Origin of the sequence: Pseudomonas sp. Pse35 (assembly GCF_024519715.1) — a bacterium.
GTDB lineage: Bacteria > Pseudomonadota > Gammaproteobacteria > Pseudomonadales > Pseudomonadaceae > Aquipseudomonas > Aquipseudomonas paracarnis.
The window spans coordinates 26,542-51,228 of the sequence record NZ_JALJRP010000039.1; the positions used below are offsets into that span (position 1 = coordinate 26,542).

The following is a 24,687-nucleotide window of genomic DNA, read 5'->3' on the forward strand; positions in this document are numbered from 1 at the left end:
GTGATCATGGACAACTTGCCCTTAGGGCCGATGCTCGCCGTAATTGCCCTGCTGATTTTGTGGGCGGCGCTGTTTACTGCCATAGAAGCTGCGCAACAACACCTGCTGGCCCTGCGCCCTGGCACCCGCCAGGGCGACAAGGCGGCCGCACGCCTGAGCTTCCCGCGCCATAGCCTGATCCTGTGTAACAGCCTGTGCCGCGCCGCCGTGGTGATTCTCTGCACCCTGCTGGCGATCTATGCCTGGGCAGAGAACGGGCCCTGGCTAGGCTGGCTGATTTCCTGCGCAGGGCTGCTGGTGCTGGCCGACTACCTGCCCCGCACCCTGGCTACCCGTCACCCCCAAGCAGTGCTGGGCTTTGGCAATACATTGCTGGGCGTGCCGCTGAAAATCCTTTACCCGCTGGCCTGGCTGCTCAATGGCATCAGCCAGCTGTTATTGCGCCCGTTTGCGCGCAAATCCGGCGTGGTGAAAAACAGCGACGAGCCCCTGCCCGACCATGATGACGACCCAGAGCCCGACACCGACGCCGACCGCACTCCCGGCCTGCCAGGTATCCATGCCCTGGACAACATCACGGTCAACGACATCCTGGTGCCGCGCAGCGAAGTGGACGGCATCAACCTTGATGAGTCGATAGAAGACATCATCGAACAGTTGCGCACCTCACCGCGCACCCGCCTGCCCGTGTTCCACAGCGACATCAACCAGGTGCAGGCCGTGCTCAATACCCGGCAGGTCCAACACCTGCTGCCCGACGCCAGCCTGACCAAAGAGGCCCTGCTCGCCGCCTGCCACGAGCCTTACTTCGTGCCGGAAAGCACGCCGTTGCAGCTGCAACTGCTGAATTTCCACAAACAGCAGCGGCGCCTGGGCATGGTGGTGGACGAGTACGGTGAAGTGCTGGGCATTGTCACTTTGGAAGATATTCTGGAAGAGATCGTCGGCGAATTCGAAAGCGATCAGGCGGTGGATAACCCGCATATCGAAGCCCAGCCCGATGGCCGCTACATCATCGACGGTGCTGCCTCGATCCGTGAACTGAACAAGAGCCTGGGCTGGCACCTGCCCAGCGACGGCCCCAAGACCCTCAACGGCCTGGTGACCGAGGCGCTGGAAACCATTCCCGATTGCGCGGTATGCCTGAAAGTCGGCCGCTATCGCCTGGAAATCCTCGAGACCGAGGACAACCGGGTGAGCAAAGTATTGATCTGGCATACCAGCCACGTGCCAGTGGCCGCCTGACCTCAGCAGGCTCAACCCGGTCAATGTGGGAGCTGGCTTGCCTGCGATGCAGGCGACTCGGTCCTTCAGTTGAACCGAGGTGATGCTATCGCAGGCAAGCCAGCTCCCACATTGATCCAGTTCCAGGCCATAGATCCTCACCAGCCCCTTGTTGGATCCTTAGCCCCCTTCCTATAATCCCTGCGGCTTACCCAAGCCCCGCCAGACCGCGTGCTATCCGCACCCAGCGTGTCCTGGCACCGCCTTACCATGTCCGACCGGTGTTTGCTCCCATCCCGAGCCGCCCCGCGCACAACCCTGATCCATGGGTGTTCGACCAATAATAATCCGCGTCCAAACGCGCAATAACCGTCAGGGATAACGTCATGAGCACCACCTACCAAGAGGCTGCGAGCGCCGCACCTGCCAACTCGACCGCCCGCGTCGCCACCGCGAGCATCGTCGGCACCGCCATTGAGTTCTACGATTTCTACATCTACGCCACGGCTGCCGCCCTGGTGATCGGCCCGGTGTTCTTCCCACAGACCTCCGGCACCGCGCAGATGCTGGCATCGTTCCTGACCTTCGGTATCGCTTTTATCGCCCGCCCTCTGGGGTCGGCGTTGTTCGGTCACTTCGGTGACCGTATCGGCCGTAAATCAACCCTGGTGGCTTCACTGCTACTGATGGGTGTATGTACTACCTTGATCGGCTTGCTGCCGGGCTACGACAGCATCGGTGCCTGGGCACCGATCCTCTTGTGCGTATTGCGCTTCGGCCAGGGCCTGGGCCTTGGCGGAGAATGGGGCGGCGCGGCCTTGCTGGCGACCGAGAATGCTCCCAAGGGCAAGCGCGCCTGGTTCGGCATGTTCCCGCAACTGGGCCCGTCGATAGGCTTCCTGGCGGCCAACGGTTTGTTCCTGATTTTGGCCATGAGCCTGAATGACGAGCAATTTCGCAGCTGGGGCTGGCGCATTCCGTTCATCCTCAGCGCTGCGCTGGTGATGGTGGGCCTGTATGCGCGCCTGAAACTGCATGAGACGCCGGTGTTCGCCAATGCAGTGGCCAAGGAAAAACCAGTGAAAGTGCCGCTGGTGGAACTCTTCAGCCAGCATTGGCTGCCGGTACTGCTGGGCGCCGCGTCGATGGTGGTGTGCTATGCGCTGTTCTATATCACCACGGCGTTTTCGTTGAGCTATGGCGTTTCCACCTTGGGCTACAGCCGTGAAACCTTCCTCGGCCTGCTGTGTTTCGCGGTGCTGTTCATGGGGCTGGCGACACCGCTGGCCGCCCTGGCCAGTGATCGCTACGGGCGCAAGCCGGTGCTGATTGTAGGCGCGGTCCTGGCGATTCTGTCGGGCTTTACCATGGAACCGCTGCTGACCCATGGCTCGACCTGGGCCGTGGCGCTGTTTCTGGCGTTGGAGCTGTTTTTGATGGGCGTGACCTTCGCACCGATGGGCGCCCTGCTGCCGGAATTGTTCCCGACCCGCGTGCGTTATACCGGTGCATCGGCAGCGTATAACCTGGGTGGGATCGTGGGGGCCTCGGCGGCGCCGTTCTTCGCGACCAAGCTGGTGGCGATGGGTGGTTTGAGTTATGTCGGGGGATATGTATCGGCAGCAGCGTTGCTGAGTTTGATTGCGGTGCTGTGCCTGAAAGAGACGCGGGATAACGACTTGAACAAGGTCGCCTGACCCCATGCTCGTTCCCACGCTCTGCGTGGGAATGCAGTTAGGGACGCTCTGCGTCCCCAAGCGCGACGCAGAGCGTCACAAGAGGCATTCCCACGCAAAGCGTGGGGACGAGCGTGGCGGCTTAGAGCTCTACAACAACTGCTTGGGAAGCACGGGTCGCCTTGGCCCGAGCTGCTTCAATCGACTCATCCCGCGCCAGTGCCACGCCCATGCGGCGCTGGCCGTTCACTTCAGGTTTGCCAAACAGACGCAACGCTGTATCCGGCTCGCTCAGCGCGGCGCCGAGGTTGGCGAATGCAGTCTGGGTGGATTGCCCTTCCACCAGGATCACCGCCGACGCCGAAGGCCCGAACTGACGGATCAACGGGATCGGCAGGCCGAGGATGGCGCGTGCGTGCAAGGCAAACTGCGACAGGTCTTGGGAAATCAGGGTCACCAGGCCGGTGTCATGGGGGCGCGGCGACACTTCGCTGAACCACACCTGATCGCCCTTGATGAACAATTCCACGCCAAACAAGCCACGGCCGCCCAAGGCTTCGGTCACGGCTTTGGCAACGCGCTCGGACTCTGCCAGGGCAATCGGGCTCATGGCCTGCGGCTGCCAGGACTCCTGATAGTCGCCCTTCTCCTGACGATGGCCCACCGGCGCGCAGAAAGTGGTACCGCCGATGTGGCGCACGGTCAGCAGGGTGATTTCGTAGTCGAAGTCGATAAAGCCTTCGATGATCACCCGACCCTTGCCGGCACGCCCGCCTTCTTGGGCGTAGTCCCAGGCTTTCTGCACGTCGTCGGCGCTGCGCAAAAGGCTCTGGCCCTTGCCCGACGAACTCATCACCGGCTTGACCACGCACGGAAAGCCCAGGTCCTGGACGGCCTTGCTGTAATCTTCGAAGGTATCGGCGAAGTGGTACGGCGAGGTCGGCAGGTCCAGTTCTTCGGCGGCCAGGCGACGGATGCCTTCACGGTTCATGGTCAGCGACGTGGCACGGGCGGTCGGGATGACGGTAAAGCCTTCGGCCTCCAGTTCCACCAGAGTGGCGGTGGCGATGGCTTCGATTTCCGGCACGATGAAATGCGGCTTCTCCGCCTCGATCACCGCACGCAATGCGGCCCCGTCGAGCATGTTGATCACATGGCTACGGTGCGCCACCTGCATGGCCGGCGCATTGGCGTAGCGATCCACGGCAATCACTTCAACGCCCAGGCGCTGCAGTTCGATTACCACTTCCTTGCCCAGCTCACCGCAGCCACACAGCAAAACGCGGGTCGCGGTTGGCGACAATGGAGTTCCGATTCGGGTCATCTCAGGTCCTCAGGGGAGCGGATCATGGGGGAGAAAGGCGGGCATTTTACATGAACTGTAAAAATTGGCCTCAGTTGGCGACTGCCCGCCGGCGGATGCGCCAGGCCATGATCAGCCAGACCACGGTGACACCGGCGAACTTGGACACCAACGCCGTGCCCGCCACCGCTGGGGTCAGTGCGCCGATCAGGCCGAAAAAGATAAAGGTATCGAGGGGAATGCTCAGCGCCGAACTTATCCACAGGCGGTCATGCAGCGGGCGCTTGGTGATGCTGAAAACCAGCCAGTCGATGCACTCGGACACCGCAAACGCCGTGGCACTGGCCAGGGCAATGGACGGGTCGGAGGTGATATAGGAGAGCACCAGCGCCGCGAGCATGGCGATGATTGCGCCATGGCCGAAGCGGGTTTGCACCATGTCGCGCAGGATAAATACCAGGCCACCCCAGGCGGACCAGATGACGTCCAGGTGTGGGGCGGTGGAGAAGGCGAAGTTGATCAGTACGACGCTGCTGATATAGGCGATCAGGAAAAACATGGAGGATGGACCTGTGGGCAATGCCGCACAGGGTACACAATTACAAGGATGTCGTCTGGCAGGGCCTCATCGCAGGCAAGCCAGCTCCCACATTTGAAGGTACTCACACATCAAGGGTGGGAGCTGGCTTGCCTGCGATGGCGGCCTGTCAGGCGCCAGATTTCCCAGGGGTCATCCACACTATCCCACTCGCCACCGCCCGCTCATGGCACAACCCCAGCACCAGCCGGCGCTCGGCGTTGTCCATGCGGCTCCAGCGCGTAATCTCATCCACATTGCGCTGACAGCCGGTGCAGATATCGTCGTCGTCCAGTGCGCAAATACTCACGCACGGCGAGGCAACAGGCCGTTCAACCGTACTCATTCTTCCTGCTCAACCAGATCCCGCGCGTAACGCTGCGAGTTATGCACATAGTGCGCAGCGCTGGCTTCGAGCATCCGCTTCTGCGCCTCGGTCAGCTCACGCACCACTTTGCCTGGCGAGCCCATGACCAGCGAGCCATCGGGGATTTCCTTGCCTTCACCGATCAGCGAGTTGGCGCCGATGATGCAATGCTTGCCAATCTTGGCGCCGTTGAGCACCACTGCGTTAATACCGATCAGGCTGTAGTCGTCAACGGTGCAGCCGTGCAGCATGGCGTTATGGCCGATGGTCACGCCGGTGCCGAGGGTCAGCGGGTAACCCATGTCGGTGTGCATCACGCTGCCGTCCTGCACGTTGCTGTTCTTGCCGATCAGGATCAGCTCGTTATCGCCGCGCAACACCGCGTTGAACCAGACGTTGGCGCCCTCCTCCAGCTTGACCTTGCCTACCAGCGTGGCATTCGGTGCAACCCAACTGTCGGGATGGGTCTCGACGCGGGCGTCGCCCAGGCGGTATTTCATGGTTTTTCCTCACGGCATGCCATTTGAACGATGGCTTATAGATTGATGAAGCTCTTGGGCGGCTGGTGCAGGCTGATCTTGGCATCGTCATAGAGCAGGTTGATCAGCTCGACGATCATGATCGCTGTCAGCCCCCAGATTTTGTATTCGCCGAACCTGTAGCTTGGCACGTACCAACTACGGCCCTGGTAATCAATGCGGTGGGTATGTTCGCGTGGGTCCTGTCGGAAAAAATCCAAAGGCACGCTGAAAACGGCGGCAATCTCGGCGTCGTTGGCCAGGTATTCGACGTAATCGGGGATCACACCTACATAGGGCGTTACGCGGATGCCGTGCAGGGAAATCAGCGGGCTCAACGGGCCTATGACCTCAACCAGCCCCGGCGGCAGGCCGATTTCTTCTTCGGCTTCGCGCAAGGCGGTAAAGATCAGGTCCGGGTCTTCAGGGTCGCGGCGCCCGCCGGGAAAGGCCACTTCGCCACCGTGGGTCGACAGGCCGCTGGCGCGCAGGGTCAGGATCAGCTCGGGTTCGTCACTGCGGGTAATCGGCACCAGCACCGCAGCCTCGGGGAAACGCCCGTCGGTTTCCAGGGTATGGGGGGTGTGGTTGCTTACCCGGCGAAGTAGCTCGTCCAGCATGAGTCATCTCGGTCTGTTGGCTACCTTGCATCATGCACCAAAGCGTGCACGCGCCCAACCCCAAAACCGCAGGGCTGTCGCTAAACGACAACTTGCAGGAACGCCCGGCACCAAGCCAAGATGTGCCCATTGTCCAGGAACCCCAGCATGAATTTCTGCAGCCAGTGCGGCAAACCGGTGACCCAACGCATTCCCGAAGGCGACGCACGCCTGCGCTATGTATGCGACCACTGCTCGACCATTCATTACCAGAACCCCAATATTGTCGCCGGTACCCTGCCGGTATGGGGCGACCAAGTGCTGTTGTGCCGCCGCGCCATCGAGCCACGCCTGGGTTACTGGACCCTGCCCGCAGGCTTTATGGAAAACGGCGAAACCGTCGAGCAGGCGGCCATGCGTGAAACCCTGGAAGAAGCCTGCGCCCGGGTGCGCAACCTGAGCCTCTATACCCTGATCAATGTGCCGCACATCAGCCAGGTGCATATCTTCTACCGCGCCGAACTGATCGACCTGGACTTTGCCGCTGGCCAGGAAAGCCTGGAAGTGAGGCTGTTCGACGAAGCCGATATCCCTTGGTCCGAGCTGGCTTTCCGCACGGTCGGGCGTACCTTAGAATGCTTCTTCGCTGACCGTCGCCAACAGGCATACCCGGTACGTAGCGAATCTGTGCCACCGCTGTCCAAGCCCGCCCAATAACAAGCCGGCCAATGTCGCCAAAGGGATACCGTTTCAATGCGTTGGTTGCTTGCTCTGATCTGCCTGTCGTTCGCCACGCTGTCCCCGGCCTCCACGGTGCAAACCCTTGGCGGTAAAACGGTCGAGAAAGTCCTGGTGCTCAAGTCCGCCCACCAGCTGCAGCTGATCAACGACGGCAAGCCGTTCAAGACCTATCGCATCTCCCTGGGCAAGAACCCCAAGGGCCACAAGCTGATCGAAGGTGACCGCCGCACGCCCGAAGGCCTCTACTGGATCGACTGGCGCAAGACCAGCGACCGCTTCAACCTGGCCATGCACATTTCCTACCCGAACATCAGCGACGCCGCCCGCGCCCGCCGCGAAGGCGTAAAGCCGGGCAGCATGATCATGATCCACGGCACCCCCGACACCGAAGACTACCCGGAACAGTGGTTCCACACCCTGGACTGGACCGACGGCTGCATCGGCATGCGCAATGTGGATATGCGCGAAGTGTGGAACCTGGTCAAAGACGGCACCCTCATCGAGATTCGGCCGTAATCGCGTGCCGTTCGTAAAATAATTCGAAAATAATTCCTGCCCCAGGCAGCGCCTGCCGGTGAATACCAGTTCACCGCGCGGGACCCTGCACTTGTGCGCGCCACAAAGACCTCTCTAATACCACTTGATACCAAGCCCCATTAAAGTGCCCTGAAACCGGGATTTTCACCGTTTTGGCAGCATTGACATGGTATTTAAGTGGTATTAGTTTTCGGCCATTACCGGGCGACAACATTCCAATAACGCATCGGAAACCTGACAGATGAATCCCATCCTGGCCCTGCGCCCCGACGACAAGCAATCCACGCCGCTGTACCTGCAACTGGCCCGCAGCCTTGAAGCAGCGATCCATGCCGGCCAGTGGAAATCCGAACAGGCCCTGCCTTCGGAACGCGCCCTCAGCGAGCAATTGAGCATCTCGCGGGTCACCGCCCGTAAAGCGCTGGAAGTGTTGCTGGCTCAAGGGCTGATCCGTCGCAGCCAAGGCTCCGGCACTTTCATCACGCCGCGCCTGGAACAACCCTTGTCGCGCCTGTCGGGGTTCAGCGAGATGCTGCGGCTCAAGGGGTTTGTGCCGACGTCTCAGTGGCTGGAGCGCGACATCACCCCGCCGACCCATGAAGAACTGATCCGCCTGGGCCTGTCGCCCACCGACAAAGTGGCGCGCCTCAAGCGCCTGCGCAAAGCCGACGACACGGTGATGGCGATTGAAATGACCGCCATGCCGGCCTCGGTGCTGCCCCATCCCCAGGCCATCGGCAATTCGTTGTACGAATACTTGGAAAGCATCGGCAAGCCCATCGTGCGCGCCTTGCAGCATATCCAGGCGATCAATGCCTCGGATGAGTTCGCCGCGCTGGTCGGCATCGCCCCCGGCACCGCCATGCTGCTGATGACCCGCGTGGGCTACACCGCCGACAACACGCCGATTGAGATCACCGACACCTACTGCCGCAACGACTACTACGACTTTGTCGCAGAGCTGCGCCGCCATGACTACTCCGCCTGAATGCGAACTTAGAGAACTGCCCATGACTGAAGACAATATCCTCACGCCCAGCGGCTGGATGCGTGGTCGCTTGGTGCATGAGCACGGCAAGGTTGTCGCCATTGACGGCACGCCGTGCGACCCGGCCGACAACGACCTGCCCTACCTGTTGCCGGGCTTTATCGACCTGCATGTGCATGGCGGTGGCGGCGCCGACATCATGGAAGGTGCGAGCGCCTTCGAGACCATTACCCGTACCCACGTGCGTTTTGGCACCACCTCGCTGCTGGCCACCACCATGACGGCGCCGGTGGAAGAAATTTCCCGCGTGCTCGGTGAGCTCGGCACGTTCTGCGAACAGCGGCCAGCCGGCAGCGCCCGCGTACTCGGCGTGCACCTGGAAGGCCCCTACATCAATCCGGGAAAACTCGGCGCCCAACCCAACTTCGCCCACACCGCGTTGATGCAAGAAGTGGAAGCCTACCTGCGCCTGGCGCCAATCCGGGTGATCACCATCGCCCCGGAAATCGCCGGCCACGACGGCCTGATTCGCGCCCTCAGCCAACGCGGCGTGCGCATGCAGATCGGCCACACCCTGGGCAGCTATGAAGAAGGCGTTGCCGCCCTGGCCGCTGGCGCCACCAGTTTCACCCATTTGTACAACGCCATGAGCCCGCTGCATCACCGCGAACCCGGCATCGTCGGCGCCGCGCTGGCCCACGCCCAGTACGCCGAGCTGATCCCGGACTTGCTGCACGTGCACCCCGGCGCCATGCGCGTGGCCCTGCGCTCGATCCCGTGCCTGTATTGCGTCACCGACTCCACCGCCGCCGCCGGCATGCCCGACGGAGAGTACAAGCTGGGCAGCCACACCGTGACCAAATGCCTGGGCGGAGTGCGCCTGGCCGACGGCACCCTGGCCGGCAGCACGCTGACCATGGATCAGGCGCTGCGCAACCTGGTGAAAATCGGCCTGCCAATCAGTGAAGCCTCACAACGCCTGTCGCAATTTCCTGCGGACTACCTGGGCCTGGAAGAACGCGGCCGCCTGCAACCGGGCAGCTTTGCCGACTGCGTGCGTCTGGACCGCTCCCTGACACTCACCGACGTAATGGTCGAAGGAGAAACCATTGACTTCAAAAATGCTTGAAGAGGCCCTGGCCTCCTGCGACGCCGTCGCGGCCCAACTGCAGCGCCTGGACCCGATGCTGGAAGAAGTCGCCGGCCGCCTGCGCCGCCAGCCGCCGCAAGTGGCGATGACCATCGCCCGCGGCAGCTCCGACCACGCCGCCAGTTACTTCGCCTACCTGGCCATGCAACACGTGGGCATTCCGGTGGCGTCGCTGCCGATGTCGGTGGTGACCCTGTTGCAGGCGCCGATGAAAGTCAGCGGCCAGGTAGCGTTTGGTTTCTCCCAATCGGGGCAGAGCCCGGACCTGGTCAACAGTCTGCGCTTGTTGCGCAAGCGTGGTGCCTTGAGCATCTCCCTGGTCAATGCCGAAGACTCACCGCTGGAAGCCGCCTGCGAGTTCCACGTGCCGCTGTGCGCCGGGCCGGAACTCAGCGTGGCCGCCACCAAGAGCTTTATCGCCACCCTCAGCGCCAGTGCACAGTTGATCGGCCACTGGAATCAAGAAGCCGACTTGCTGCAAGCCTGTCAGGCCTTGCCCGAGGGCCTGCGTGACGCCGCCAGACAGGATTGGCGCCTGGCCGTCGACGCCCTCAAAGGCAGCCAGCGCTTGATGGTGATCGGCCGTGGCGCCGGGTTTGCCATCGCCCAGGAAGCCGCGCTCAAGCTCAAGGAAACCTCGGCGATCCAGGCCGAAGCCTTCAGCAGCGCCGAAGTGCGCCACGGGCCGATGGCCTTGATCGACGAGAACTACCCCCTACTGGTGTTCGCCCCCCGCGGCGCCGAGCAGGCCGGCCTGCTGAGCCTGGCCGCCGATATGCGCCAACGCGGTGCTCGCGTGTTGCTGGCTGCGCCGGACGATATCGCCGAACGCGACCTGACGCTGAGCCGCGCCGAACACCCGAGCCTGGACCCGATCCTGGCTATCCAGAGCTTCTACGTGATGGCCGCAGGCCTTGCTGAGGCACGGGGCATGGACCCGGACCAGCCGCGCCACCTGAGCAAAGTCACCCGCACGCACTAAAGCGGCGTTTTCCTGATGAGTACCGTGCCCATGCCCAACAACAATAATCCATTGACCCTTAGCGCCCCCTTGAGTGGGCCGGTGCTGGCCCTGAACCGCGTCCCCGACGAAGTGTTCGCCAGCGGCGCCATGGGCGACGGTCTCGCTATCGACCCGTTGAACGACTGCCTGCACGCGCCCTGTGACGGCGTGATCATCCACGTCGCCCGCACCGGGCACGCCCTGACCATCCGCGCCGATAACGGTGCTGAGATGCTGATGCATGTGGGCATCGACACCGTGGAGCTCAATGGCGAAGGCTTTGCCTTGCTGGTGAAGGAAGGCGCACGGGTGAGCGAGGGTCAGCCGTTGGTGCAGTTTGATCTGGACCGCATTGCGCGCCAGTGCAAGAGCCTGGTGAGCTTGATCATCCTGACCAACAGTGAGCGCTTTGAGCTGACGCCCGTGGCGCTGAAGACGGTCAAGATCGGTGAGCCGTTGTTGCAGATTGCTGCGCGCACCACCGCCACCGCCCAAGCAGCTGTGGATAACTCCAGCTTCGAGGCCAGCGCCAGCGTACGCATTACCCATCGAGGCGGTTTGCATGCACGCCCTGCCGCCCTGATCCGCAAGACCGCCCAGGGTTTCAGCAGCCAGTCGCACCTGCACTTCGCTGATAAATCGGCGTCGTGCGACAGCCTGATTGGCTTGATGGGACTGGGCATCGGCGAAGGCGACGAAGTGCGGGTGAGTTGCCGTGGCCAAGACGCAGAGGCGGCGTTGCAAGGGCTGGTCGCGGCGCTATCCGTGGCGGTCAGCGAAGCCCATCACGCCCCGGTAGCCACTGCTGCGCCACGTCGCGCCAGTGTGGAAGCCGATGTGCTGCAAGGCGTGTGTGCAGCACCCGGCCTGGTGTGCGGGCCACTGTTCCGCCTGTCCGGCATCGAGCTGCCCGAAGACACCGGTAACCATAGCGCCGACGAACAACAGCAGCGCCTCGACACGGCACTGGAGCAGGTGCGTGACGAAATCCGCAGCACCCTCGAGCATGCCCGCCAACGCAAGAATGTCGAGGAAGAAGACATCTTCGCCGCTCACCTTGCACTGCTCGAAGACCCGGCGCTGCTGGAAGCGGCCACCGACGCCATCGCCCACGGCAGCGCTGCCACCCACGCCTGGCGTGATGCGATCCAGGCCCAGTGCGCCGTGCTGTTGGCGTTGGGCAAGCCGTTGTTTGCCGAGCGCGCCAACGATCTTCGCGACCTGCAACAACGCGTATTGCGGGCCTTGCTGGGTGAGGCCTGGCACTTTGAGTTACCCGCCGGATCGATTGTCAGCGCCCATGAACTGACCCCGTCAGACTTGCTGCAACTGAGTGAACAGCAGGCCGCCGGTATCTGCATGGCCGAAGGCGGCGCCACCTCCCACGTCGCGATACTTGCTCGGGGGAAAGGCTTACCCTGCGTGGTCGCCCTCGGTGCCGAGGTATTGGATGTGCCTCAGGGCCAGCGCGTGGTGCTGGACGCCATCAATGGCCGCCTGGAACTGGCCCCTACCGATGCGCGCCATGCTGAAGTGCACCAGATACGCGACGCGCAAAAACTGCGTCGCCAGCAGCAACAGGCCCAGGCGCAACAACCGGCACGCACCCGCGACGGTGTGAACATTGAAATCGCCGCCAATGTTGCCTCCAGCAGCGAGGCCCAAGTGGCGTTTGAAAACGGTGCCGATGGCGTCGGCCTTCTACGCACCGAATTCCTCTTCGTCGACCGCCGTACCGCGCCGGATGAGCAGGAACAGCGTCAGGCTTATCAGGCCGTATTGGATGCCATGGGCGACAAGTCGGTGATCATCCGCACCATCGACGTGGGCGGCGACAAGCAGCTCGACTATTTGCCGCTACCGATCGAGGCCAACCCGGTGTTGGGCCTGCGCGGCATTCGCATGGCCCAAGTGCGTCCGGAATTGCTCGACCAGCAACTGCGTGCCCTGCTGCAAGTCTCGCCGCTGGCGCGTTGTCGCATCCTGTTGCCGATGGTCAGCGAGGTGGATGAACTGCTGCAGATTCGCCAGCGCCTGGATGAACTGTGCGCCGAGTTGGGTTTGAGCCAGCGCCCCGAACTGGGGGTGATGATCGAAGTGCCCGCCGCTGCGCTGATGGCTGAACAGCTGGCCGAACATGCGGACTTTTTGTCCATCGGCACCAATGACCTGTCCCAGTACACCCTGGCCATGGACCGCGACCACGCAGGCTTGGCCGCGCGCGTCGATGCGCTGCACCCGGCCTTGCTGCGACTGATCGCGCACACCTGCGCCGGTGCGGCGAAGCACGGGCGTTGGGTCGGCGTGTGCGGTGCCCTGGCGTCGGACCCGCTGGCCACGCCGGTACTGGTCGGCCTGGGCGTCACCGAGCTGTCGGTAAGCCCGCCGCAGATCGGAGAGATCAAAGACCGCGTTCGCCATCTGGACGCGGCGCAATGCCGGCAGCTGAGCCAGGAACTGCTCAACCTGAGCAGCGCCAAGGCCGTTCGCCAAGCCTGTCAACACCACTGGCCGCTGAGCTGAAAACAACAAGAATAGGGAGACACGCCATGTACCAACACTTTATCGAAGGCCTGCAACGCCTGGGCCGCGCCTTGATGCTGCCGATCGCGATCCTGCCGATCGCCGGCCTGCTGCTGCGCCTGGGCGACACCGACTTGCTCAACATCGCGGTGATGCACGACGCCGGCCAGGCGATCTTCGCCAACCTGGCGCTGATCTTCGCCATCGGCATCGCCGTGGGTTTTGCCCGTGACAACAACGGCACTGCGGGCCTGGCCGGGGCGATTGGTTACCTGGTGATGATCTCCACGCTCAAGGTGATGGACACCACCATCAACATGGGCATGCTCGCCGGTATCGCCAGCGGCTTGATGGCCGGTGGGCTGTACAACCGCTTCAAGGACATCAAGTTGCCGGAATACCTGGCGTTCTTCGGTGGGCGGCGGTTTGTGCCGATTGTCACCGGGTTCAGCGCGGTGGGCCTGGGCGTGATTTTCGGCCTGATCTGGCCCCCGATCCAGCACGGCATCAACAGCTTCGGCGTGCTGTTGATGGAAAGCGGCAGCCTCGGTGCGTTCGTGTTTGGCGTGTTCAACCGCCTGCTGATCGTCACTGGCTTGCATCACATCCTCAACAATATGGCGTGGTTCGTGTTCGGCAGCTTCACCGACCCGGTAACCGGCGCGGTGGTCACGGGCGACCTGACCCGCTACTTTGCCGGCGACCCCAAAGGCGGCCAGTTCATGACCGGCATGTTCCCGGTGATGCTGTTCGGCTTGCCCGCGGCGTGTCTGGCGATGTACCGCAATGCTTTGCCTGAGCGGCGCAAAGTGATGGGCGGGATCTTCCTGTCGATGGCGCTGACCTCGTTCCTCACCGGGGTGACCGAGCCGATTGAATTTGCCTTCATGTTCCTGGCGCCCTTCCTGTACCTGATTCACGCGCTGCTCACCGGCCTGTCGATGGCGGTCACCGACCTGCTGAATATCCACCTGGGCTTTACCTTCTCCGGTGGGTTTATCGACATGGTGCTGGGCTGGGGCAAGTCCACCAATGGCTGGTTGGTGGTACCGGTAGGCCTGGCCTACTCGGTGATCTACTACACGGTGTTCAGCTACTGCATCCGCCGCTTCAACCTGAAGACGCCGGGCCGTGAAGACATCCAGGTGGTGCAGGCTGAAGCGATGAGCGATAACCAGCGTGCGACGGCTTATATCCAGGCGTTGGGTGGTGCTGAGAATCTGCTGAGTGTCGGTGCTTGTACCACGCGGCTGCGCCTGGACATGGTGGATCGCAACAAGGCGGTGGATGCAGAGTTGAAAGCGCTGGGTGCCATGGCTGTGGTGCGGCCGGGTAACGGCGGGAGTTTGCAGGTGGTGGTTGGGCCGATGGCCGATAGCATCGCTGATGAAATTCGCTTGGCGATGCCAGGGTTTGTTGCAGCAGCGCCTGTAGCGGTTGCACCTGTGGATAAGCCGGTGACGGTGAATGTGCAGGAGGCCGCGAAATGGCTGAATGCGCTGGGTGGCCGGGGGAATGTACGGCATCTGGAAGCGGTGGCGATGACCCGGCTGCGGGTGGAATTGGGGGATGATTCGCGGTTGTCTGAGGCTCAGCTCACTGCGCTCGGTTGCCAGGGTGTGAGTCAGCTTGAGAGCGGTGTTTGGCACCTGTTGATGGGTGACAAGGCGTCGGGGTTGGGTGAAGCGTTGGAGCGGTTGGTGACTCGCCGGATCAACGCCTGATTTCCCCTGTGGCGAGGGAGCTTGCTCCCGCTGGGCTGCGCAGCGGCCCCAAAAATCCTGGGAGCGCTTCGCACTCCAGCGGGAGCAAGCTCCCTCGCCACAGAGTGTGGTGTATTCAGTTACTGGTGGGTACTTCGTGTAGATCCAGTACTCGATCCACCATCAACTGAATACCCTCTACCATCCGATGAATCCCCAGCACCGCATCACGGTGCGGGCCGTCGATTTCAAAAGCCAGATTACCCGCCAGTGCCTGTACGGATGCCAGGTCTTGGGAGGCATTGGCGAGCAGGGTTTCGGTGTTCAGACTGGGTAGTACGGTGAAGATCTGGTCGGACGGTGAATCACCAGCTTGGCGGGACTCGGCTTGAGATGAGATTGAACCAGTTAGCAAGTTGTCGCTGATCATCATTAAACTCCATATGGAATAGGCTCCTAGTGACTTTTCAGGCTTGCAGTCCCGGTCACTGAATTGGCAGCGACTCGAGAAGGTTAGTTGTGCGAGTTCCGACGGACAACCTGAAAGGCTTGTCGGAAAGTTCTGAGGCGCTTGCGCCGACGCCATCGCAGGCAAGCCAGCTCCCACATGGGATTGATGTACGGTCTGACAACGGGGTCAAATGTGGGAGCTGGCTTGCCTGCGATTGGCACTTAAAACCAACAAAAAACCCGCTGACCAAACGGGCCCAGCGGGTTTCTTGTTTATACAGCCCACGAATCAAAAATCCGCCAACTGCCACACCTCATACGCCGGAGTCTCATACGGGTGACTGAGTTTCAAAGCAGCCACAGCGGCCACGATCAATTCATCTGCCACCACCAACTCAACCTTCCACTCTTCAACCACTTCAACCTGGCCCACCTGCCCGATAAACGGCTGACTACCGTCCAACGCGCGGAATTGGCCCTGGCCCAGCACTTGCCAGGCGCAGCTGTCGTAGTCGCCGATGCGCCCGCCGCCAGCGGTGAAGACGGCGGTTTTTACCGTCTCCACATGGCTGTCGGGCACGAAGAAGGCGAGCTTGTACACGGCCTTAGTTCACCCACACGCGAGCGTTGCGGAACATGCGCATCCAGGCGCCGTCTTCGCTCCACTCTTCCGGGCGCCACGAGTTTTGCACGGCGCGGAATACGCGTTCCGGGTGCGGCATCATGATGGTAACGCGACCGTCGCGGCTGGTAAGGCCGGTGATCCCGCGTGGCGAGCCGTTCGGGTTGGCCGGGTAGCTTTCGGTGACCTTGCCGTGGTTGTCGACGAAACGCAGGGCTACGGTGCCGGACAGGTCGGCTTCGAGCAGCGCTTCTTCGCTGCTGAATTCGGCGTGGCCCTCACCGTGGGCGATGGCGATTGGCATGCGCGAACCGGCCATGCCCTGCAGGAAGATCGAGTTGGACTCCTGCACCTGCACCATGGCGACACGGGCTTCGAACTGCTCGGAACGGTTACGCACAAAGTGCGGCCAGAACTCGCTGCCCGGGATCAGTTCGCTGAGGTTGGACATCATCTGGCAACCGTTGCACACACCCAGGGTGAAGCTGTCGTTGCGTTCGAAGAAGCCCTGGAACGCGTCGCGGGCACGGCTGTTGAACAGGGCCGACTTGGCCCAGCCTTCACCGGCACCCAGCACGTCGCCGTAGGAGAAACCACCGCAGGCAACCAGGCCTTTGAACTCGTTGAGGTCAACGCGACCGGCGAGGATGTCGCTCATGTGCACGTCGATCGCATTGAAGCCGGCGCGGTCGAACGCTGCTGCCATTTCCACCTGGCCGTTGACGCCCTGCTCACGCAGTACGGCAACCTGTGGGCGAATGCCCTTCTTGATGTAAGGCGCGGCGATGTCCTGGTTGACGTCGAAGCTGAGCATGGTGCTCAGGCCCGGGTTGTCTTCTTCCAGGATCACGTCGAACTCCTGCTCGGCGCAGTCGGCGTTGTCGCGCAGACGCTGGATCTGGTAGCTGGTCTCGGCCCACTGGCGTTGCAGCAAGCGGCGCTGACCGGTAAAGACCGTGTCGCCGTTGAAGGAGATATTGACTTCGCCGTTGTTGATCGGCTGGCCAATCACCGCCACGCACTCGGCCAGGCCAGCGGCGCTGAACTGCGCGAGCACGTCTGGGGTAGCGTCCTGACGCACCTGAATCACTGCACCCAACTCTTCGTTGAACAGGATGCCGTTGATTTCGGCAGCATCCTCGGCAACGCTGTCGAGCACGATGTTCAGGCCGCAGTGACCGGCGAAGGCCATTTCGACAACGCTGGTCAGCAAACCACCGTCGGAACGGTCGTGGTAAGCCAACAGGTGGCCGTCGGCGTTCAGGCCCTGGATCACGGCGAAGAAGGCCTTGAGGTCTTCGGCGTCGTCGACGTCCGGAGCCTGTTTGCCGAGCTTGCCGTGGGTTTGCGCCAGGATCGAGGCGCCCATGCGGTTCTGACCACGGCCCAGGTCGATCAGGATCAGGTCGGTGGTGCCCTTGTCCATGCGCAGTTGCGGGGTGAGGGTCTGGCGGATGTCAGTGACCGGCGCAAAACCGGTGACGATCAGCGACAGCGGCGACGTGACGCTCTTGTCGGTGCCGTCTTCGTTCCAACGGGTGGCCATGGACATGGAGTCCTTGCCCACCGGAATGGTGATACCCAGTTCCGGGCACAGCTCCATGCCGACGGCTTTAACCGTGTCGTACAGGCGTGCATCTTCACCCGGGTGACCGGCAGCGGACATCCAGTTGGCCGACAGCTTGATGTCGGACAGCTTGCCGATACGCGAGGCGGCGATGTTGGTGAGGGTTTCACCAATGGCCATGCGGCCCGACGCCGGTGCGTCCAGCAGGGCCAGCGGCGTGCGCTCGCCCATGGCCATGGCTTCACCGGTGTACACGTCGAAGCTGGTGGCGGTGACGGCAACGTCAGCGACCGGCACTTGCCATGGGCCAACCATTTGGTCACGGGCAACGAGGCCGGTGATGGTGCGGTCGCCGATGGTGATCAGGAAGCTTTTGCTCGCCACGGCCGGATGGTGCAGCACGCGTTCGATGCTGTTGGCCAGGTCCAGCGTGCTTGGGTCGAAATCATCGCCCAGTTCAGCTTCACGGTTGGCCGAACGGTGCATGCGCGGGGCCTTGCCCAGCAGCACTTCCAACGGCATGTCCACGGGGCTGTTGCCGAAGTGGCTGTCGGTGACGGTCAGTTGCGGCTCGGCAGTGGCTTCGCCGACCACGGCAAACGGGCAACGCTCGCGTTCGCAGATGGCCTGGAAGCGTGCGAAGTCTTCAGGACCGACGGCCAGTACGTAGCGTTCCTGGGATTCGTTACTCCAGATTTCGTGCGGGGCCATGCCCGGCTCGTCGTTTGGAATGTTGCGCAGCTCGAAACGGCCACCACGGTCGCCGTCGTTGACCAGTTCCGGGAAGGCGTTGGACAAACCGCCAGCGCCGACGTCGTGGATGAAGCTGATCGGGTTCTTGTCACCCAACTGCCAGCAACGGTCGATGACTTCCTGGCAACGGCGTTCCATCTCAGGGTTTTCGCGCTGTACGGAAGCAAAGTCCAGATCTGCCGAGCTGGTGCCGGTGGCCATGGAAGAGGCCGCGCCGCCGCCCAGGCCGATCAGCATCGCCGGGCCGCCGAGCACGATCAGCTTGGAGCCGACCAGAATCTCGCCTTTCTTGACGTGTTCTTCACGGATGTTGCCCATGCCGCCGGCCAACATGATCGGCTTGTGGTAGCCGCGCACTTCATCGCCACGCGGGGTGGTGATGGACTGCTCGAAGGTCCGGAAGTAGCCGGTGAGCGCTGGGCGCCCGAATTCGTTGTTGAACGCGGCGCCGCCCAGCGGGCCTTCGATCATGATGTCCAGCGCCGTGACGATGCGCTCAGGCTTGCCGTACGGCACTTCCCACGGCTGTTCGAAGCCCGGGATCTGCAGGTTGGACACGGTGAAACCGGTGAGGCCCGCCTTGGGCTTGGCACCACGGCCGGTGGCGCCTTCGTCACGGATTTCGCCGCCCGAACCGGTGGCTGCGCCCGGGAACGGGGCAATCGCGGTCGGGTGGTTGTGGGTTTCAACCTTCATAAGGATGTGCACCGGCTCCTGCACCGCGCCGTACTGGCGGGTTTCCGGGTCCGGGAAGAAGCGGCCGGCGACGGAGCCGACGATCACCGAGGCGTTGTCCTTATAAGCCGACAAAACGCCTTCGCTGTGCATCACGTAGGTGTTCTTGATCATGCCGAACAGGCTTTTTTCCTGGCTTTGGCCGTCGATGTCCCAACTGGCGTTGAAGATCTTGTGACGGCAGTGCTCGGAGTTGGCCTGGGCGAACATCATCAGTTCGATGTCGTGGGGGTTGCGCTTCAAGCCGGTGAAGGCGTTGACCAGATAGTCGATCTCGTCTTCGGCCAGGGCCAGGCCCAGCTCGGTGTTGGCCTTCTCGAGGGCGGCGCGGCCACCGCCCAGCACGTCAATCGCGGTGAGCGGCTTGGGTTCGGCGTGGCTGAACAGGCCGGCAGCCTGTTCCAGCTGGCTGACGATGATCTGGGTCATGCGGTCGTGCAGGCTGCTGGCGATCAGCTCGGCCTCGGCGTCGCTGAACTGGCCGGCGACGTAGAAGGCGATCCCACGCTCCAGGCGCTGGATTTTATCCAGGCCGCAGTTGCGGGCGATGTCGCTGGCCTTGCTCGACCAGGGCGAGATGGTGCCGAACCGTGGCAGAACCAGGAACAAGCGGCCAGTCGGCTCTTGAACGGGAACGCTTGGGCCGTACTTCAGAAGGCGTGCCAGCACTTGCTGTTCGTCGGCGGTCAAGACGCCGGTTACGTCGGCGAAGTGAGCAAATTCAGCGTACAGGCCTGTAACAGCTGGAACCTTCTGGCTCAGTTGCTCAAGGAGTTTGCTGTGGCGAAAGGCAGAAAGGGCAGGAGCGCCGCGCAGGATCAACATCTTCGGGACAGCCTCGGGAAGGGGTGTGCTTTGAGGCCGTGCATTCTAGCGTAAACCTTCGCCAACGGCACCCGAAACGCTACCGGTGGCCGCCGCCGAACGTCAGTTGGCACGCTTTGCCTGCGATCACGGCGTTATCCAGGGCATTCGGCGCAGTTATTTTAACCGTCACAATCGCTCGCCAAGCCCCGTTTCTGCGGGCTGCAGCACAGTTTTACGCTGGCTAGCAGACAAGTGCGCCGCTGTCGAGATATGGCGCCGTGAGCCGTTTGCGTATACTGCGCAGATGTTCTTCCCAACTGTTTCGCGCCTGCGATGCGCCAAATGGCTCATCGCCACCTTGCTCTTCCTGATGCTCAGTGCCTGTGTTGATAAACCCAGCACACTGGAGCGAATCAAGGAGGATGGCGTATTGCGGGTGGTCACTCGCAACAGTCCCGCTACGTATTTCCAGGATCGCAACGGTGAAACCGGCTTCGAATACGAACTGGTCAAGCGCTTTGCCGACGACCTGGGGGTGAAGCTGGAAATCGAGACGGCCGACAACCTCGACGACCTGTTCAGCCGGCTGGGCAAACCCAACGGCCCGGTACTCGCCGCCGCCGGCCTGGTGAGCAGCGACCAGCGCCAGCAGCAGGTGCGCTTCTCTCACCCGTACCTTGAAGTCACCCCACAGATTATCTACCGCAACGGCCAATCGCGCCCCACCAACGCCGCCGACCTGGTGGGCAAGAAGATCATGGTGCTCAAGGGCAGCACCCACGCCGAGCAACTGGCGGCGCTGAAAAAACAGAACCCGGCGATTGAGTACGAAGAATCCGACGCGGTGGAAGTGGTGGATTTGCTGCGCATGGTCGACGAAGGGCAAATCGACCTGACCCTGGTGGACTCCAACGAAGTGGCCATGAACCAGGTGTACTTCCCCAACGTGCGCGTGGCCTTCGACCTCGGCAATGCCAGCAATCAAAGCTGGGCCGTAGCAGCAGGCGACGACAACAGCCTGCTCAACGAGATCAACAGTTACCTGGACAAGGTCGAGAAGAATGGCACCCTGCAACGCCTGAAGGACCGCTACTACGGGCACGTCGATGTCCTCGGCTATGTCGGCGCCTACACCTTTGCCCAGCACTTGCAACAACGCCTGCCCAAGTACGAGAAGCACTTTCGCGCCTATGCCAAGGCCGAGAAAGTCGATTGGCGGTTACTGGCAGCCATCGGCTACCAGGAATCGCTGTGGCAACCGACGGTCACCTCCAAGACCGGCGTGCGCGGCCTGATGATGCTGACCCAGAACACCGCGCAAGCCATGGGCGTGTCCAACCGCCTGGACCCCAAGCAGAGCATCATGGGCGGCGCCAAGTACCTGGCCAGAATCAAGGATGAGCTGGACGACAAGATCGCCGAGCCCGACCGCACCTGGTTCGCCCTCGCTGCCTATAACGTGGGCACCGGCCACCTGGACGACGCGCGCCTCCTGGCGAAGAAAGAAGGCCTGAACCCGAACAAGTGGCTGGACGTGAAGAAGATGTTGCCACGCCTGTCGCAGAAGCAGTGGTACAGCAAGACCCGCTACGGCTACGCCCGCGGCGGCGAGCCGGTGCATTTTGTGGCGAACATCCGACGTTACTACGACATCCTCACCTGGGTGACCCAACCGCAGTTGGAGGGTAACCAGGTGGTGGAAGGCAACCTGCATGTGCCGGGCGTGGACAAGACCAAGCCACCGCAAGACAGCCCACAACTCTGATCACGACAGCCCGCACACTGCAAATCCCTGTGGGAGCCGGGCTTGCCCGCGATGGCGGCCTGACAGTCGAGGTATTCGGCGCCTGACACACCGCTATCGCGGGCAAGCCCGGCTCCCACATCTGATCATCGTCGCCTTATAGGCCGGTGAGCAGATGAACCACGCCGCCCGGCAGTACCATCACTGCGGGTATACCGGCAGCCTTCAACGCCGACTCATCCAACCCACCCACCTCCTTCAATTGCACGCGCACCCGCGTGAGTGCCACGCGCTGCTGTGACGTGACATTGCCCTCCCCGCCCAATGCACTCACCACATCGGCCGACAACAGGCTCGGCGTCGTCGGTGCGACCGTCTCGGCCACCAAATCAGGCGTCAGGGCTTTCCAGAACGCCCGCTGCAATTTCTCGAACATGCTCAGTGCTCCACGACAGGTGAGGTTTCAACGGTGGCCGCGTGGTACAGGCGCAGGGCCTCGCGCACTTGATCGGCTTCTTCCAGGCCCAGCACTTGGCGGGCAATGATCTGGCAGTCGTGCAGGTCCAGTTCGCGCACGGTGGCCTTGATGGTGGGGATCAGCGGCACGCTGACCGACAGCTCATCCACACCCAGGCCGATCAACGCCGGCACAGCAAGGGTTTCGGACGCCAGCGCACCACATACGCCCACCCACTTGCCATGGGCATGGGCCGCCTTGACGGTGATGTCGATCAGGCGCAGGACGGCCGGGTGAAAACTGTCGGCCTGGCTGGCCAGGCGCGGATGGTCGCGGTCCATGGCCAGGGTGTACTGGGTCAGGTCGTTGGTGCCGATGGAGAAGAAATCCACATGGGGCGCAAACACATCCGCCATCAGCGCTGCGCTGGGGACTTCGATCATGATGCCCAGCTTTGGTAACTCGGCCAGCCCGAGGGCCAGCGCCTCTTCTTCGAGCATCTTGCGCGCCAGATGCAGCTCCGACAGCAGGCTGACCATCGGCAACATGATATGCAGCCGCGCCAAGCCTGCACTGGCAAGAATCGCACGCAACTGTTCACGCAGCAGTTCGGGGCGTTCCAGGCACAGGCGGATACCGCGCAGGCCAAGGAATGGGTTGGTCTCGCTTTCCATCGGCACATAGGCCAAGGGTTTATCGCCGCCCACATCCAGGGTACGTACCACCAGATTACGCTCGGGGCCGAGGGCGCGGGCGATGGCGCTGTAGGTGTCGGCCTGCTCCTCTGCGCTCGGGGCACGGTTGCGTTCCAGGTAGAGGAACTCCGAACGCAGCAGACCCACGCCTTCAGCGCCCAGGGTCAGTGACTGTTCCACTTCCTGCAATGAGGCGACGTTGGCTGTGACCTCGACGTGGTGACCGTCGCGGGTGACCGCCGCCTGTGAGGCCTGTGCCACTTCACGCTGCAGCCGTAGCTTTTGCTGTTGACGAACCGCCTGCAGTTGCTCGATTTCAGCCAGGTTCGGCTCCAGTTGCAGCTCGCCTTTGTCGGCGTTGAGCAGTACCCGCTTGCCGTTGGCCAAGGCCAATACTTGACTGGGTACGCCGCAAAGGGATGGCAGGCCGAGGGCCCGGGCGAGGATGGCCACGTGGCTGGTAGCGCCACCGGCGACCGTGACGAAGCCCAGCACTTTGCTGGTATCCAGGCCGGCGGTTTGTGAGGGGGTCAATTGTTCGGCGACCAGAATGGCGCACTCCGGCAGCTCCATGGAACGCTCCGGCCCCCCCAGGATCAACTTGAGCACGCGCTGGCCGACGTCGGCCAAATCCGCCGCACGCTCAGCCAGCAGCGTTTTACCCAAGCCTTCGAAGAGCCTGGCGGTCGCCACCGTGGCCGTATTCCAGGCAAAGGCCGCGCTCTTGCCTTCGGCCAGCAGGCTATGGGCTTGTTCAAGCAGGGTCGGGTCTTCGAGCAGTTCCTGGTGGGCGCGGAAGATCTCGGCCTGGGCACTGCCGGCCGCCTTGGCCTGCAACGCTTGCAGCGCCTCGTTTGCCGCCCGCAGACCACGGGCCAATGCGGTACGTTCGAAGGTTTCTCCGGCACCGGCTTCGGGAATCTCAAGCGCCGGTTCAGCCACTTGGACAACCTGGCCAAACGCCGAGCCCGGCGACGCGCAGACGCCTCGCAACACGGACGCAGAAGACGCAGGCGTGGCGGGCTCGTTGATCGCCTCGACCGCTACCGGCAGCGTCTCGCCACAGCCGTCGAGCAGCAACGCCACCAGCGCCTGGATTGCCGCCTCGGCATCTTCCCCCGCCGCGCTCACTTGCACGCTGTCGCCCTGGGAGGTCTGCAGCGCCATGATCGCCACAAGCGACTTGGCATTGGCGCTCAGGGTTTGCTTGTGCAGGAAAATGCTGGAACTGAACCCCTTCGCCGCCTGGGCAAACACCGCCGCAGGGCGGGCGTGCAGGCCGCTGGCATTGGGCAATGTCACTGGCTTGGAAAACAGCGCATTGCCCTCTTCCTCGTCCACCTCAGCGGGCATCGGCCGCGGTGAGACCTGCACCAGAGGCTGGCCGGACTCCACCAGCGCCTGACCGGCCACCAATGGCACAAACGGCTCGCCGCTCACAATGAGCATCAAGGTCAGCAGGCTACGTGCATTGAGCGCCACATAATCGGCATCGAACTCGATCAGCGGCTGCCCGGCCTCCACCCGCTGGCCCTCCTCGACCAGCCGGGTGAAGCCCTGGCCTGCCAGGTTCACGGTGTCCAGGCCAATATGCAGCAGCACCTGCACTCCGTTATCGGCGGTGACACTGACGGCGTGTCCGCTGTCCTGAATATTGCTGATCACCCCGGCCAACGGCGCGCAGAGGGTCTGCGAGGTGGGGTCGATGCACAGGCCATCGCCAATCACGCGGCCGGAAAATACCGGGTCGGGGACCTGATCCAGCGCCAGCAAACCCCCGGACAAGGGTGCCAGCAGTTCCAGGGGTTGAGATGTGGTCATGACTTCACCTGTTTGTGTTGTTCTTTAAAAATCATTGAGCCGATGCAAGGTTGAGGATGGCGAAGATCAAAGGTGGGAGCGGGCTTGCTGTGGCGAGCAAGCTTGCTTGCGCTGGGGTGCGAAGCGC

The 24,687-nt window shown here is 62.5% G+C and carries 20 protein-coding genes; 10 read left to right on the forward strand and 10 right to left on the reverse strand.

Annotation, left to right across the window (positions count from 1 at the left end; translation table 11 throughout):
- Positions 1 to 6: 6 nt before the first annotated feature.
- On the forward strand, positions 7 to 1,245 hold the full coding sequence (locus OC445_RS23860) for a transporter associated domain-containing protein (RefSeq protein ID WP_054898904.1): 1,239 nt from the start codon (positions 7 to 9) through the stop codon (positions 1,243 to 1,245).
- Positions 1,246 to 1,610: 365 nt separating this feature from the next.
- A complete protein-coding gene (locus OC445_RS23865) occupies positions 1,611 to 2,921 on the forward strand; it encodes an MFS transporter (protein WP_003193968.1) in 1,311 nt (436 codons plus the stop codon).
- Between the two features lie 121 nt (positions 2,922 to 3,042).
- On the opposite strand, the gene purT is transcribed toward OC445_RS23865, so the two are convergent.
- The 5 genes from purT to OC445_RS23890 form a co-directional block, all read right to left on the reverse strand.
- Complete coding sequence (purT, locus tag OC445_RS23870; RefSeq protein ID WP_054918313.1) at positions 3,043 to 4,224, reverse strand: formate-dependent phosphoribosylglycinamide formyltransferase; 1,182 nt, start codon at positions 4,222 to 4,224, stop codon at positions 3,043 to 3,045.
- A gap of 70 nt (positions 4,225 to 4,294) precedes the next feature.
- A complete protein-coding gene (locus OC445_RS23875) occupies positions 4,295 to 4,762 on the reverse strand; it encodes a preQ0 transporter (RefSeq protein ID WP_003193971.1) in 468 nt (155 codons plus the stop codon).
- Between the two features lie 148 nt (positions 4,763 to 4,910).
- A complete protein-coding gene (locus OC445_RS23880) occupies positions 4,911 to 5,126 on the reverse strand; it encodes a DUF1289 domain-containing protein (RefSeq protein WP_054898907.1) in 216 nt (71 codons plus the stop codon).
- Positions 5,123 to 5,647: a gamma carbonic anhydrase family protein gene (locus OC445_RS23885; RefSeq protein WP_181123960.1), complete on the reverse strand. Its 525-nt coding sequence runs from the start codon at positions 5,645 to 5,647 to the stop codon at positions 5,123 to 5,125. The genes OC445_RS23880 and OC445_RS23885 overlap by 4 nt, the downstream gene beginning before the upstream one ends.
- A gap of 35 nt (positions 5,648 to 5,682) precedes the next feature.
- Complete coding sequence (locus OC445_RS23890) at positions 5,683 to 6,285, reverse strand: CoA pyrophosphatase (RefSeq protein WP_032895425.1); 603 nt, start codon at positions 6,283 to 6,285, stop codon at positions 5,683 to 5,685.
- Positions 6,286 to 6,432: 147 nt separating this feature from the next.
- Between OC445_RS23890 and OC445_RS23895 the strand changes: the two genes are divergently transcribed.
- From OC445_RS23895 to nagE, 7 genes are all read left to right on the forward strand, one after another.
- Complete coding sequence (locus tag OC445_RS23895) at positions 6,433 to 6,981, forward strand: NUDIX hydrolase (RefSeq protein ID WP_034128643.1); 549 nt, start codon at positions 6,433 to 6,435, stop codon at positions 6,979 to 6,981.
- A gap of 36 nt (positions 6,982 to 7,017) precedes the next feature.
- Positions 7,018 to 7,521, forward strand: coding sequence for a murein L,D-transpeptidase family protein (locus OC445_RS23900; protein WP_014719790.1), 504 nt, complete (start codon positions 7,018 to 7,020; stop codon positions 7,519 to 7,521).
- Positions 7,522 to 7,783: 262 nt separating this feature from the next.
- A complete protein-coding gene (locus tag OC445_RS23905) occupies positions 7,784 to 8,530 on the forward strand; it encodes a GntR family transcriptional regulator (RefSeq protein WP_032895423.1) in 747 nt (248 codons plus the stop codon).
- 22 nt (positions 8,531 to 8,552) lie between these two features.
- Positions 8,553 to 9,659 carry an N-acetylglucosamine-6-phosphate deacetylase gene (gene nagA, locus OC445_RS23910; protein WP_181123962.1) on the forward strand — a complete coding sequence of 369 codons (1,107 nt, stop codon included), beginning with the start codon at positions 8,553 to 8,555 and terminating at the stop codon, positions 9,657 to 9,659.
- Positions 9,640 to 10,662, forward strand: coding sequence for an SIS domain-containing protein (locus OC445_RS23915; RefSeq protein WP_087149524.1), 1,023 nt, complete (start codon positions 9,640 to 9,642; stop codon positions 10,660 to 10,662). Before nagA ends, OC445_RS23915 begins: the two co-directional genes overlap by 20 nt.
- Positions 10,663 to 10,692: 30 nt before the next feature.
- A complete protein-coding gene (gene ptsP / locus OC445_RS23920) occupies positions 10,693 to 13,206 on the forward strand; it encodes a phosphoenolpyruvate--protein phosphotransferase (protein ID WP_181123975.1) in 2,514 nt (837 codons plus the stop codon).
- Positions 13,207 to 13,232: 26 nt separating this feature from the next.
- Positions 13,233 to 14,930, forward strand: coding sequence for an N-acetylglucosamine-specific PTS transporter subunit IIBC (nagE, locus tag OC445_RS23925; RefSeq protein WP_181123964.1), 1,698 nt, complete (start codon positions 13,233 to 13,235; stop codon positions 14,928 to 14,930).
- Between the two features lie 115 nt (positions 14,931 to 15,045).
- Here the strand turns inward: nagE and OC445_RS23930 are convergent, their stop codons facing one another.
- From OC445_RS23930 to purL, 3 genes are all read right to left on the reverse strand, one after another.
- Positions 15,046 to 15,339, reverse strand: coding sequence for a DUF6124 family protein (locus tag OC445_RS23930; RefSeq protein WP_229999976.1), 294 nt, complete (start codon positions 15,337 to 15,339; stop codon positions 15,046 to 15,048).
- 309 nt (positions 15,340 to 15,648) lie between these two features.
- A complete protein-coding gene (locus OC445_RS23935; RefSeq protein ID WP_047711711.1) occupies positions 15,649 to 15,960 on the reverse strand; it encodes an NGG1p interacting factor 3 protein, NIF3 in 312 nt (103 codons plus the stop codon).
- Positions 15,961 to 15,964: 4 nt separating this feature from the next.
- On the reverse strand, positions 15,965 to 19,861 hold the full coding sequence (gene purL / locus OC445_RS23940) for a phosphoribosylformylglycinamidine synthase (RefSeq protein ID WP_034128004.1): 3,897 nt from the start codon (positions 19,859 to 19,861) through the stop codon (positions 15,965 to 15,967).
- 286 nt (positions 19,862 to 20,147) lie between these two features.
- Between purL and mltF the strand changes: the two genes are divergently transcribed.
- Positions 20,148 to 21,608 (forward strand): membrane-bound lytic murein transglycosylase MltF, encoded by a 1,461-nt coding sequence (gene mltF / locus OC445_RS23945; protein WP_060763567.1) that lies wholly within the window; start codon positions 20,148 to 20,150, stop codon positions 21,606 to 21,608.
- A gap of 136 nt (positions 21,609 to 21,744) precedes the next feature.
- Here mltF and OC445_RS23950 read toward each other — a convergent pair whose 3' ends face one another.
- Entirely contained in the window at positions 21,745 to 22,023 is a 279-nt protein-coding gene (locus tag OC445_RS23950) for a PTS transporter subunit EIIB (RefSeq protein WP_034128006.1), read from the reverse strand.
- Positions 22,024 to 22,025: 2 nt separating this feature from the next.
- Positions 22,026 to 24,560, reverse strand: a complete 2,535-nt coding sequence (gene ptsP, locus OC445_RS23955; protein WP_262020388.1) for a phosphoenolpyruvate--protein phosphotransferase — start codon at positions 24,558 to 24,560, stop codon at positions 22,026 to 22,028.
- Positions 24,561 to 24,687: the final 127 nt, after the last annotated feature.

Coding starts and splice junctions, on each gene's coding strand:
- OC445_RS23860 (WP_054898904.1), top strand. CDS start 7: ATGGACAACTTGCCCTTAGGGCCGATGCTCGCCGTAATTGCCCTGCTG.
- OC445_RS23865 (WP_003193968.1), top strand. CDS start 1,611: ATGAGCACCACCTACCAAGAGGCTGCGAGCGCCGCACCTGCCAACTCG.
- purT (WP_054918313.1), bottom strand. CDS start 4,224: ATGACCCGAATCGGAACTCCATTGTCGCCAACCGCGACCCGCGTTTTG.
- OC445_RS23875 (WP_003193971.1), bottom strand. CDS start 4,762: ATGTTTTTCCTGATCGCCTATATCAGCAGCGTCGTACTGATCAACTTC.
- OC445_RS23880 (WP_054898907.1), bottom strand. CDS start 5,126: ATGAGTACGGTTGAACGGCCTGTTGCCTCGCCGTGCGTGAGTATTTGC.
- OC445_RS23885 (WP_181123960.1), bottom strand. CDS start 5,647: ATGAAATACCGCCTGGGCGACGCCCGCGTCGAGACCCATCCCGACAGT.
- OC445_RS23890 (WP_032895425.1), bottom strand. CDS start 6,285: ATGCTGGACGAGCTACTTCGCCGGGTAAGCAACCACACCCCCCATACC.
- OC445_RS23895 (WP_034128643.1), top strand. CDS start 6,433: ATGAATTTCTGCAGCCAGTGCGGCAAACCGGTGACCCAACGCATTCCC.
- OC445_RS23900 (WP_014719790.1), top strand. CDS start 7,018: ATGCGTTGGTTGCTTGCTCTGATCTGCCTGTCGTTCGCCACGCTGTCC.
- OC445_RS23905 (WP_032895423.1), top strand. CDS start 7,784: ATGAATCCCATCCTGGCCCTGCGCCCCGACGACAAGCAATCCACGCCG.
- nagA (WP_181123962.1), top strand. CDS start 8,553: ATGACTGAAGACAATATCCTCACGCCCAGCGGCTGGATGCGTGGTCGC.
- ptsP (WP_181123975.1), top strand. CDS start 10,693: ATGCCCAACAACAATAATCCATTGACCCTTAGCGCCCCCTTGAGTGGG.
- nagE (WP_181123964.1), top strand. CDS start 13,233: ATGTACCAACACTTTATCGAAGGCCTGCAACGCCTGGGCCGCGCCTTG.
- OC445_RS23930 (WP_229999976.1), bottom strand. CDS start 15,339: ATGATCAGCGACAACTTGCTAACTGGTTCAATCTCATCTCAAGCCGAG.
- purL (WP_034128004.1), bottom strand. CDS start 19,861: ATGTTGATCCTGCGCGGCGCTCCTGCCCTTTCTGCCTTTCGCCACAGC.
- mltF (WP_060763567.1), top strand. CDS start 20,148: ATGTTCTTCCCAACTGTTTCGCGCCTGCGATGCGCCAAATGGCTCATC.
- OC445_RS23950 (WP_034128006.1), bottom strand. CDS start 22,023: ATGTTCGAGAAATTGCAGCGGGCGTTCTGGAAAGCCCTGACGCCTGAT.
- ptsP (WP_262020388.1), bottom strand. CDS start 24,560: ATGACCACATCTCAACCCCTGGAACTGCTGGCACCCTTGTCCGGGGGT.